The organism is Citrobacter sp. L55, assembly GCF_002850715.1.
Taxonomy (GTDB): domain Bacteria; phylum Pseudomonadota; class Gammaproteobacteria; order Enterobacterales; family Enterobacteriaceae; genus Citrobacter; species Citrobacter braakii.
Genome location: NZ_KZ559435.1, coordinates 1 through 7,878, shown reverse-complemented (window position 1 = coordinate 7,878; position 7,878 = coordinate 1). Strand labels below are relative to the sequence as shown.

The window sequence follows — 7,878 nt, the reverse complement described above, 5'->3', positions numbered from 1 at the left end:
CTAAATAGCTGCGCCTAATACCGCTACACTTTTGCCAGCCCATGTTTGCCTCCGGGGAATGGGCTGACGATTTCCATAAAATGGCGAACTTTTTTCAACAGTTGCCACATTGAGCGGCACTGATGATTGCGCGTTATTGTGTCGTGCAGCGCCTGCCATAACCGCTCTACATGATTCACCCACGGCGAGTATACCGGTTGATAAATGACCCTGAACTTCGGGTTCGCTTTCAGCCAGTTTCGTGTTTTCTCACTCTTGTGAATAATGTAGTTATCCACGATAAGCGTTATCGTTTTTGCCCGGCGATACGTCTCTTTCAGATGTTCCAACAGGCTGATAAATAAAGATGAGGCTGTGCTATTGCCGCCCACGTAGCTGACCTTTCCTGTACCGCTGTGCAACGCACCTGCCAGATAATATTTTTCATTCTGACCGGGTGTGACCACCCGTTTTTGTTGTCCACGACGCTGCCAGTCCGCACCGATTTTGGGATTGAGATGAATATCCACCTCATCTTCGTAAAACACCGGATGTTCAATGCTACATTCATCCAGAGCCTTGCGGATTGCCACCATTTTTTCATCTTTATGCGGATCGCGTATATGTAGAGTGGGTGCCGCTCTGCGCCACACCAGCCCTGCGGGAGGCAGCCAGCGGCGGACTGTGCCGGGATGAAGTTTACATCCGGTTATCTCGTTGATTTTTATTGCCAGCAGTTCGGTACTCCAGCGGGAACGCTGATAACCAAAATCACCGGGAGAACGACTGACAAGCTGTACCAGCAGAGTACAAATTTGTTCAAATGGCCATTTACGTTCACGGCCCGGACTCAGTGATATCAGGCCTTCCGCGCCATACAGGGTAAACCAGTTAATCCAGCGCCCGACGGATGAACGGGTACAGCAAAGTGTTCTGGCAACGTCGGTAACACGACTTCCCCGGTGTGGCATCAACATGGCAGTCAGTCTGCGGGCATGGTTCTTGTCACGTGTTTTATGGATAGTTTTCTGCATCAGGCGTCGTTCGGTACGGGGTATTGGTGCTATGATCTGCATCGCTCAGTCCGGTTGGTGATTTGTGATTTTTGGCGATTGATCAGATCGCACAATCCGGGCTGAGTTCCCTTTAAGTGATCTACTATTCCGCGCAGCTATTTAGNTAGTTTTCTGCATCAGGCGTCGTTCGGTACGGGGTATTGGTGCTATGATCTGCATCGCTCAGTCCGGTTGGTGATTTGTGATTTTTGGCGATTGATCAGATCGCACAATCCGGGCTGAGTTCCCTTTAAGTGATCTACTATTCCGCGCAGCTATTTAGATTCCACTTTTTCGCTTATTGTGTAGTGGGTCAGTAATACATGGTGACCATGTAAGTAGCCCACATAATCGTGCCATTCACATTTAGAGATCATCCGGCATAATCAATTTGCCAACGAAGGAGATCGCTATGTGTAAAGCCCGTTTTACTGAGCATCAGATCATCGCTGTGATTAAGTCGGTTGAAGCCGGACGAACTGTTAAAGATGTCTGCCGGGAGGCCGGTATTTCTGAAGCCACCTGCTACAACTGGAAGTCCAGATATGGCGGCATGGAGGCTTCTGATATTAAAAAGATCAAAGATCTTGAGGACGAGAACCGACGTCTCAAACAGATGTTTGCCGACCTGAGCCTTGAGAACCGGTCGCTGAAAGACGTTATCGAAAAAAAGCCTTAAAACCAGCCTTTCAGCGTGAGCTGGTCACTCATCTGATAACGACATTCGGACTCAGTATCCGTCAGGCCTGCCGGAGTCTGAACCTGAGCAGAACGGTTTACCATTACCGCCCGGATACCACGCGTGACGAACCCGTTATTGTCGCGTTACAGGCAGTGGCAGAGCGATACCCACGATACAGTTTTCCAAAACTTTTCTAGGTTTTGCGGCGGCAGGGACACCCGTGGAATCACAAAAGGATCCATCGTATTTATTGTCTGCTGAAGCTGAATTTTCGCCGAAAGGGCAAACAGCGGTTGCCGGTGCGTAATCCTTCGCCACTGGCCACGCCGGAAGCAGCGCTGAACCAGAGCTGGTCTGTCGATTTTATGCATGAGCCCTGGCCTGTGGCCGTCGTTTTCGCACGTTCAATGTCGTTGATGACTTTAACCGTGAGGCGTTGTCGATTGAACTCGATCTGAATCTGGCAGCTCTGCGTGTGGTCCGTGTACTCGACAGGATTGCGGCAAATCGCGGCTATCCGGTCATGCTACGTATGGTTAACGGTCCGGAATTTATCTCACTGGCACTGGCTGAATGGGCAGAGAAACATGCAGTAAAACTGGAGTTTATCCCGCCGGGTAAGCCGACGCAGAACGCTTTTATTGAGCGCTTTAACCGAACATACCGTACAGAAATACTCGATTTTTATCTGTTCAGAACGCTGAATAAAGTGCGGGAAATCACGGAAAGATGGGTGTCAGAATATAACTGTGAACGCCCTCATGAATCACTGAACAATATGACGCCGGAGGAATATCGGCAACACAATCATTTGGTCGGTATCTCAAAAAATGCATGGAACTAAAACGGGTCTATTTACAACCAGTCCCCGGTATTAGATACAGCCGTCAGTTAGTCATGTCGGTTTGTTTATCTTCACATTTTCCATTTCGCCGCCGTGCTGCAAACTCTGATGGCGTCTGATAATTCAGTGCCGAATGTGGACGACATTCATTATAATCCTGCCGCCAGTCATTAATGATTTTCCTGGCGTGAACGATATCGCTTAACCAGTGTTCATTCAGACATTCATCGTGAAATCGTCTGTTAAAGCTCTCAATAAATCCGTTCTGCGTTGGCCTGCCCGGCTGGATTAAACGCAACTCAACACCATGCTCAAAGGCCCATTGATCCAGTGCGCGGCAGGTGAACTCCGGACCCTGGTCAGCTCTATCGTCGGCGGATAGCTCGAAACAGTGCAATGCTGCTCAGAATACGCCTGACCTGAACGCCTGAATATGTACATAAATCCCAACGGGGATCTCAATCCCCTGCTCTGCCGCCAGTGACCGGACCTGATTTGCCAAAGCAGTGCGCTGCTCTACCATATACTGACGCGTGCTTCGAAGAGCCTTGATATCCTGTTGTTCAATATTTTTGATGGCTACAAAATGAATGCCCGGGCGAAGTGCTGTCTCACAAATTGCCAGCGCATCATTGGCATCGTTTTTTTGGTGATGCGTTAATGCTTTTACGTGTTGGGTGGGGATAAGTCGGAAGAGAAAGCCCATTGACTGAAAAGTGCTCCCCCAATAATGCGAAGTTGCGCAAGCCTCCATTGCAACGATCGAACCGGCGGGAAACTGACGAATACTCTCCAGCAATTTAGCCCGGGAAACCTTACGGTTAAGTGCAATGCTCCCGTTATTCATCCAGACGGAGACCTGAAAGACAGATTTAGCCAAATCGATACCAATGACTTTTATCCCCTTCATGATGCAGTACCTCTCACTCAGCATAAGTGTGGCAGGACTTGCGGTGAGGGAGGGACGTCCATCACATCACAACAGGTATACCCGCTTGTGGTTGGACGTGAAGGCCCTCACGACGCAATATCTGCCAGATCCGCCGGTAACCAAAGCGGCGGCGTTCAAGCGTCAGCACCCGGATGCTGAGCTGAATTACGACAGGTTGACAGAGACAAACCTGCAAGCCTGCAGGCACGACGTTGCGACAGACCGGTTACATCACACATAAACTCAACGGCTTCCCGCTTCTGGCATGTCGTCAGTACTTTCGCGCCAGAGCCACCTGAAGTGCCTCCTTATACAGCATGACTAAGGCAAGCAGCTTCTTCAGCCTGAGATTCTCTTCATCAAGCGCCGCATGTGCTTCAGTTCTGAAGGAGAAATCCCGACATATTTCTTGCGCCATGTATACAACTTGGCATCAGAAATTCCTAGCTTATTGCAGACCTCCGGCAGGGACGTCCCCTTTTCAGCCAGCTTCAAGGCAAAAACAATCTGCTCTTCTGTGAATCGTGATTTTTTTCATCGGCACCACCTCCGTTCAGGCTGTGTAGATCATGCCTGCATTCTGTTTCTTGATGGCACAGGATTTGGGGGCTGAGTCAATATTTTGATTGCCTGCGTGGACGGTCTAAATAGATTCCCGGATGCGATAAATAGCGTGTATCCGCGGACACGCATCCAGCTATTAGGCGACAATAACTCAGTCCGGCGTGTTGCCTCACCAGTTAATGTTACTTTCTTGCTTCAGCTAAAATGTTACCATTAGCACGGGTTCCGTAGACCAGCTCTCTTACCACTCTGACCCGCCATTCCTGTAACCTGCGTTGCAGTGTTCTGCGATGGCCTTCGGTGAATTTACCCGGATGTGCATCTTCAAGCTTGAGAAGTAATTCGGTACTGCCCAGCTGCGGCTCATCTTTCAGCCAACATTCTATTTCGTTCCAGACGTCTGCAAAGGGATCTGCCCGGGTTCGCCAGTGGCGGGGTTTTGATGGTGCTGGATGATGTAAAGGATTCACTGCGCCCTCCTGCCAGGCTACGGAGAGCCCCTGCAAAAACGCGGTTAAATCGCTGTTTTTGTCTCCGACAGGATCCCCGACTGCTATTCGCGCCAACTGGTGCTGATAGTGCCGAATGGTTTCCAGCAATTTCAACGGGTCAAGTGCGTGGATGATATCGTCAAAATGGCTCCGAAGCTCAGCACGCAAGGTATGTAGTTCTATCAGGCGGTTATAGGGCGTTTTGGGAGCGTCATGCCTGCGAACCGTTTTCCCGCCAATACGTTGCGTCTCCAGAAGCTTGAACGATGGCTGAAAGAAGTTAATAAATAATCGATTAGCCATGTACATCTGGTTCATCGCTTTTACTGCGTGCTCACCGTCAAGACGACCATATCCCGCCAGCTTTCTGACCACAGAACCATTTTTTTGCTCTATCCAGGCCTGATCGTTTTTCCGGTATGGTCGGGAGCGCGTCAGCGCGATACATCTGGCAGAACAGTATTCAAATAAGGCTTCGTTGATAAATTCGGCGCCGTTATCAACATCAAGGCCGAGAAGCGGGAATGGCAGGCTCTTTTGAACCTTATCAACGGCCCGGATGATTAATTCTGCGTTACGTGCCGGCAGCGCCACACATTCTGTCCACCCGCTGGCGATATCGGTCAGCGACAACGTCCACAAAAAGGTACCAGAGAGATGCCGGCCACAGTGTGCCACGAGATCCATCTCCATAAACCCTGGTGAATGTCGCTCATGCTCAGTGAACATCCTGACCGGGATACTTTTGCTGACGCGGTTAACCACCCGGTTGCGTTTTTTACCGGCGGTGGAATGTGCTTCTTTCAGCAGGCGATCGATGGAGGACGCACTGATTTTCATAAGCTGATCGCGGAGGTCCGGATTCAGACTGATATGTCCGTGTTTCTCCATAGCTGGAATAAGCTGGGGCAGTAACGCCCTGAGGCGCTTGCCGCATAAGCGATCTGAAGCTTCCCAGAGGACAATCAGAGCCTGCTGAACGGCTGTGCCATAAACCGAACGAGCCGGAGTTGAGCTGCGCCTCTGGCTACCGTTGGTAACAGCACCGTTCAGTAACCGGATTGCTGATTTACGATGGTACCCGCTGATCAGAATGAATTCTTCGAGAATCCTGGTTTTCTCTGCCTTACTGGCTGCATGATAGCGTGTTTTCAGCGCCCGCAGCAGCTGGCGACGGGTATCCATAGGCAACAGCACATTGCTCATAGGTGCACCTTTAGCTGATTATTTATCACACAGCCAAAGTAACAATTTTGATGAGGCAACAGTGCGCGTTCGGTAACAAAAATGCTGAGTCAATGCGCGGTGGCAAGTTATTGACGCATAAGCTGTACCACTTCCGCCTTGAGTGGAGCCACTGGAGCTGGATGCGGGTTGTGCTGGGTGGTGAGAGCTTCTCTGCCCTGGCTGAAGGCCTGCAGGAAGCCTTCGGGCAACTGGGCGGTGTGCCATCAGAGCACAAGACAGACAGTCTGCTGGCAGCATGGAAATAACAGGGTGAAGACGGTCGCCGCGAGCTGACTGAGCGCTATGCTGCCCTCTGCCAGCACTACGGCATGCAGGGCGTGCACAATAATGCCGGACGGGGCTATGAAAATGGTTCGGTTGAAAGCGCCCACGGGCATCTGAAAAGACGCATCCGCCAGGCGCTGATGCTGCAGGGCAGTAACGACTTCAGCACCGTTGAAGAATACCAGGCCTTTATCACCCAGCAGGTTATGCGACACAACCGCAACAACCAGGATCTGGTGAAGGAAGAGCGCCCCCATCTGAAACCACTGCCGCTGCGTCGCAGCGCCGACTACAGCGAACTGACGGTGAGGGTCAGTAGCAGCAGTACCATCAACGTCAGGCACGTCGTCTACAGCGTCCCTTCAAGACTTGTCGGCCAACTCTTACGCGTCCGCTTATGGGATGATCGCCTGAGCTGTTACGTGGGCAGCAGTGAAGTGATGAGCTGTGCCCGTGTCAGACCAGAAAAAGGGAAAACACGGGCCAGACGCATCGACTTCCGGCATGTGATTGACAGCCTGGCGAAAAAAAACGGTGCGTTCTGCCATGCGACGCTGAGAAATGACATCCTGCCGGACGATGAATGGCGAAAACTGTGGCGTCGACTGTGCAATCATCTTGAGCCAGAGATAGCCGGTCGCCTGATGGTGCACGCCCTGAAACTGGCTGCGGGATATGACGATATCTCGGTCGTGGCGAGGGGGATGGAGCAGATGCTGAATACACCGGGTAAGCTGGATCTGCACCGCCTGATGCGGTTCCTGGGGATAAAGGAAAAGGAACCGCCTGCGGTCAGTGTGGTTCAGCACAACCTTAGCAGTTATGAACAGCTGTTGCGCGTTAAAGGAGGTCTGCAGTGAGCAATATCCACCTTCTTGAACGTAGCCTGCGCAAACTGCGTCTGACCCGCGTCATTGCTGAATGGCATGCGCTGGAGAAACGCGCCCTGGCGGAGGGCTGGACGCTGTAACGCTATCTGCTGACGCTGTGCAACGAAGAACTCCTATGGCGCGAGAGCGAAAAGCTGCGGCGCTATAAAAAGGAAGCCCGGTTGCCGGTGGCGAAAACGCTGAGTGAGTATGACTTCAGCCAGGTGCCGGAACTGAATAACGCTCAGTTCCGGCAGCTCTGCGAAACGACAGACTGGGTTGATGTCGCAGAAAACGTCCTGCTGTTCGGCGCCAGCGGTCTGGGAAAAAGCCATCTGGCGGCGGCGATCGTGGATGGCGTTGTAGGGCTGGGCTACAGGGCCCGGTTCTACAGTGCCGGAGAGCTACTGCAGGAGCTGCGTAAAGCGCGGACACAACTGAAACTCAACGAGCTTCTGCTGAAACTGGATCGCTACCGGGTGATAGTGATAGACGACCTCGGGTATGTCAAACGCGACAACGCGGAAACGGGTGTGCTGTTCGAGCTGATCGCACATCGTTATGAGCGCGGCAGTCTGGTGATCACCAGCAACCATCCGTTCAGCACGTGGGGCAGTATCTTCGTGGATGAAACGATGGCGGTGGCAGCAGCCGACCGGCTGATCCATCATAGATATATGTTCGAGCTAAAAGGAGAAAGTTACCGGAAAAAGACAGCAAAGGCAGTAACCAGCGTGGCTTAAAACCACTTATCAATGGATGCGGCCAGAGTAGTTGGCGCCAGTCGGCAAAACTAAATAGCTGCGCGGAATAGTAGATCACTTAAAGGGAACTCAGCCCGGATTGTGCGATCTGATCAATCGCCAAAAATCACAAATCACCAACCGGACTGAGCGATGCAGATCATAGCACCAATACCCCGTACCGAACGACGCCTGATGCAGAAAACTA

Annotated in this window: 2 protein-coding genes and 6 pseudogenes; 3 read left to right on the top strand and 5 right to left on the bottom strand. The window is 51.6% G+C overall.

Annotation, left to right across the window (positions count from 1 at the left end):
• Window positions 1-23: 23 nt before the first annotated feature.
• Window positions 24-1,055: an IS630 family transposase gene (locus tag B9P82_RS27555; RefSeq protein ID WP_101701417.1), complete on the bottom strand. Its 1,032-nt coding sequence runs from the start codon at window positions 1,053-1,055 to the stop codon at window positions 24-26.
• 391 nt (window positions 1,056-1,446) lie between these two features.
• Here B9P82_RS27555 and B9P82_RS27550 point away from each other — a divergent pair.
• A pseudogene (locus B9P82_RS27550) lies at window positions 1,447-2,560 on the top strand (IS3 family transposase).
• A gap of 43 nt (window positions 2,561-2,603) precedes the next feature.
• Here the strand turns inward: B9P82_RS27550 and B9P82_RS27545 are convergent.
• The 4 genes and pseudogenes from B9P82_RS27545 to B9P82_RS27530 all read right to left on the bottom strand — a co-directional run.
• A pseudogene (locus B9P82_RS27545) lies at window positions 2,604-2,991 on the bottom strand (transposase family protein); the annotation flags it as partial.
• 14 nt (window positions 2,992-3,005) lie between these two features.
• Window positions 3,006-3,470, bottom strand: a pseudogene (locus tag B9P82_RS27540) (transposase); the annotation flags it as partial.
• A gap of 360 nt (window positions 3,471-3,830) precedes the next feature.
• A pseudogene (locus tag B9P82_RS29585) lies at window positions 3,831-4,013 on the bottom strand (transposase); the annotation flags it as partial.
• A gap of 224 nt (window positions 4,014-4,237) precedes the next feature.
• Entirely contained in the window at window positions 4,238-5,752 is a 1,515-nt protein-coding gene (locus B9P82_RS27530; protein WP_210405009.1) for an integrase catalytic domain-containing protein, read from the bottom strand.
• 101 nt (window positions 5,753-5,853) lie between these two features.
• Between B9P82_RS27530 and B9P82_RS27525 the strand changes: the two are divergent.
• Both B9P82_RS27525 and istB read left to right on the top strand, forming a co-directional pair.
• Window positions 5,854-6,918 (top strand): annotated as a pseudogene (locus tag B9P82_RS27525) (IS21 family transposase); the annotation flags it as partial.
• Window positions 6,915-7,670 (top strand): annotated as a pseudogene (gene istB, locus B9P82_RS27520) (IS21-like element ISEc10 family helper ATPase IstB). The pseudogenes B9P82_RS27525 and istB, both read left to right, overlap by 4 nt.
• Window positions 7,671-7,878: the final 208 nt, after the last annotated feature.